At 65.1% G+C, this 3,419-nt stretch carries 3 protein-coding genes; 2 read left to right on the top strand and 1 reads right to left on the bottom strand.

What is annotated here, in order from left to right; genetic code table 11:
* Positions 1 to 217: 217 nt before the first annotated feature.
* Positions 218 to 1,705: a glycerol-3-phosphate dehydrogenase gene (gene glpD, locus VDP82_RS15955; protein WP_323015816.1), complete on the bottom strand. Its 1,488-nt coding sequence runs from the start codon at positions 1,703 to 1,705 to the stop codon at positions 218 to 220.
* Between the two features lie 154 nt (positions 1,706 to 1,859).
* Between glpD and VDP82_RS15950 the strand changes: the two genes are divergently transcribed.
* Both VDP82_RS15950 and VDP82_RS15945 read left to right on the top strand, forming a co-directional pair.
* Positions 1,860 to 2,795: an AEC family transporter gene (locus VDP82_RS15950; RefSeq protein WP_323015815.1), complete on the top strand. Its 936-nt coding sequence runs from the start codon at positions 1,860 to 1,862 to the stop codon at positions 2,793 to 2,795.
* Between the two features lie 49 nt (positions 2,796 to 2,844).
* The coding region (locus VDP82_RS15945; protein ID WP_323015814.1) for an NAD(P)-dependent oxidoreductase at positions 2,845 to 3,419 on the top strand (575 nt) is incomplete at its 3' end.

Here is a 3,419-nt window from a genome sequence, read left to right as displayed (position 1 = left end):
CGCGACCGCGTCATCAAGAAATTCGACAAGGCCGCCCGCCGCGCCGCTGGCTAGGCCTGCGTTTCCCTCCCCCCTTGCGGGAGAGGGACGGCAATTCTGCGTTCAGCAGAATTGCAGGGTGAGGGGTTTTGCGCCATCCCATGCTGGATACGTGTGCAAGCAACCCCTCATCCGCCTCTTCGGGCCACCTTCTCCCACAAGGGGAGAAGGGTAGGGGCTAGTGCCCCCTGGTCGCCATATACGCCTCCAGCCGCGCCACCTCTTCCGGCCCCACGCGCAGCCCCACCTTGGTGCGGCGCCACAACACGTCCTCGGCCCGTCGCGCCCATTCCTGATCCATGAGGTAATCCACTTCCGCCCCATAGAGCGTCCAGCCGAAATGCGGTCCCAGATCTTCAGGGCTCCGCGCCGCGCCCAGCACCTGCCAGGCGCGCTTGCCATATTGGCGCATCAGCCGCGCCAGCAGTTTCGGGGGCATTTGCGGATAGTCCTTGCCCAGCCGGCGCAACTCGGCGGCATAGGCCAGTGGCTCGAACTCGCCGCCGGGCAGGGTGGATTTGCCCGTCCAGGCCGGCCCCTTGCGGCCGAGCACGCCCTCGATCTTTTCCATCGCCGCTTCGGCCAGCCGCCGCGAGGTGGTCAGCTTGCCCCCGAAGATATGCAGCACCTGCGCCGCCTCGCCCTCGAGCTTGAGCACATAGTCGCGCGTTGCCTCTTGCGCGGCGCTGGCCCCGTCGTCATAGAGCGGGCGCACCCCCGAATAGCTCCACACGATATCGTCCGGCGTTATCGGGCTGGCGAAATATTCATTGGCCGCCGCCAGCAGATAGTCCGTTTCCTCCGGCGTGATCGCCACCTTGGCCGGGTCGCCCCTGTAGTCGCGGTCGGTGGTGCCGATCAGGGTGAAATCGTCCTCATAGGGGATGGCGAAGAAAATCCGCCCGTCGCCGTTCTGGAAGAAATAGCAGCGGTCATGCTCATAGAGCTTTTTCACCACGATATGGCTGCCCTGGACCAGCCGCACATGGTGCTTTTCGGTCTCGCCCAGCGCCGTCTGGATCACCTCGTCCACCCAGGGTCCGGCGGCATTGACCACCAGCCGCGCGCGGAAGCTCTGCGCTCCGGCCTCGCCCTGCGTCTCCACCAGCCAGCCATCGCCCTCGCGCCGCACCGCGCTCACTTTCGTGCGCACATGGATCGCGGCGCCCTTGTCGGCTGCGTCGCTTGCGTTGAGCACCACGAAGCGCGCATCGTCCACCCAGCAGTCGGAATATTCGAAGGCCAGCTTATAGCCCGGCTTGAGCGGCCTGCCGGTCTCGTCCCGGCTCAGGTCCAGGGTTCTCGTGGCCGGCAGCAGCCGCCGCCCGCCCATATAGTCATACATGGCCAGCCCCGCGCGCAGCACCATGGCCGGCCGCAGCCCCTTGTGGTGGGGCAGGACGAAGCGCAGCGGCTTGATGATGTGGGGGGCTTCCGCCCACAGCACCTCGCGCTCGGCCAGCGCCTCATGCACCAGGCGGAATTCGTAATGTTCGAGATAGCGCAGCCCGCCATGGATCAGCTTGGTCGCCGCCGAAGAGGTGCCCGAGGCCAGGTCGTTCATTTCCGCCAGGGCAACGCTGAAGCCGCGCCCCACCGCGTCGCGGGCGATACTGGTGCCGTTGATCCCCCCGCCAATGACGAAAATATCGACGTTTGTGCCCACGGCCCTCGATCCTTGCTTAGCTTGGTTTCGTTTATACGCGTTTCTCTTTCGTTTTAAACGATAAAGTTTCGTTTCTCCGATATGCCTGCGACGCATTGACCCTGCCGCGCCGCAAGGCTACCCAATTGCGTCCCGCCCACCGGAATCCCCGGACATGCTCGCCATTCTCACCGTCATTGCGCCGATTTTCGCGCTGATGGCCTTCGGGTTCCTCGCCGTTCGCTTTCGCCTGTTTCCGGCCGAGGGCATTCGCGGGCTCATTGCCTTCGTCAACAATTTCGCCACGCCCTGCCTGCTGTTCCACTCGCTGCTGACCAGCGATTTTTCTTCCGCCTTCAACATCGCCATCATCGGCCCGTTTTATTTCGGGGCGTTGACCTGCTTCGTCGTCGGCATCGTCATCGCCCTGAAAGGGTTCGGCAACACGCCGGGCGTCGCCGTTTCGGTGGGCTTTTCGGGCATGTTCACCAATACCGTGCTGGTGGGCCTGCCCATCACCCAGCGCGCCTACGGGCCCGAGGCGCTGCCGGTGGTACTCTCCATCATAGGGCTGCATGGCGCCATCCTGCTCACCATCGGCATGGTCACCATCGAGGTGATGCGCCGCGACGGCCGGTCGCTGGCCGCGACGCTGGTGGTCGCCGCCCGCCGCGTCGCCTCAAATCCGCTCATCTGGGGCATCGCCGCCGGCTTGATCGGCTATTTCTCCGGCCTGCCCCTCATCGAGCCGGCCGACGCCTTCTTTTCCCTGATGAGCCAGGCCGTGGTGCCGGTGGCCCTGTTCGGCATTGGCGGGGCGCTCAACGAATTCAAGCTCTCCGAAAGCTGGCATCAGGCGCTGGTGGCATCGCTCATCAAGCTCATCCTGCATCCCGCCATCGCCTATGTGCTGATGGTGCTGGTGCTGCGCGTCCCGATCGAAACCGCGCGCTACGGCATTCTGCTCGCGGCCATGCCGGCGGGCATCAATGTCTATGTCTTCGCCACCTATTATAATCGCGGCGTCAATGTCGCCGCCAACGCCATCCTCATTGCCACCATCGCCTCGGCGGTGACGATTTCCTTCTGGCTTTATGTGCTGAGCATCTAGTTGCCCGCGTCCGGACAGCCCGCTAGTCTCGCAGTGAGACGAGGATTCCATGACCATCGATATTCTGCAAACCGGCAAGCTGCTGGCCTCCTGCGAGGCGGCCCTGGCCGAGCGCTACACCGTCCACAAGCTGCATGAAGAGGCCGACCCGGCCGCCTGGCTCGCCGCCAATGGCGGGCGCATCCGCGCCATTGCCGGCTCCCAGGTCCCGGCCGATCTCATCGCCGCCCTGCCCAATCTCGAAATCGTCGCCGGCTTCGGGGTCGGCTATGACGGCATCGATACTCGGGCCGCCCGCGCCAGCAATGTCCGCGTCACCAATACGCCCGACGTGCTCAACGACGCGGTTGCCGAACTCACCATCGGCCTGATGGTCGCGCTGGGCCGGCAGATCGTTTCCGCCGACCGCTTCGTGCGCGCCGGGCGCTGGCCCGCCGGCCCCTTCGGCCTGGCCTCGGAACTCACCGGCAAGAGCGTGGGCATTCTCGGGCTGGGCCGCATCGGCAAGGAGATCGCCCAGCGCGCCCAGGCCATGAAGATGCGCGTGCTCTACCATGGCCGCCGCCGCCAGCCCAACGTCCCCTATGTCTATTACGACGATTTGGCCACCATGGCCCGCGATGC

This window comes from Devosia sp., assembly GCF_034675085.1.
In the GTDB taxonomy this organism is placed as follows: domain Bacteria; phylum Pseudomonadota; class Alphaproteobacteria; order Rhizobiales; family Devosiaceae; genus Devosia.
The sequence above is the reverse complement of the archived record's forward strand: the minus strand, read 5'-3'. Positions and strand labels throughout refer to the sequence as shown.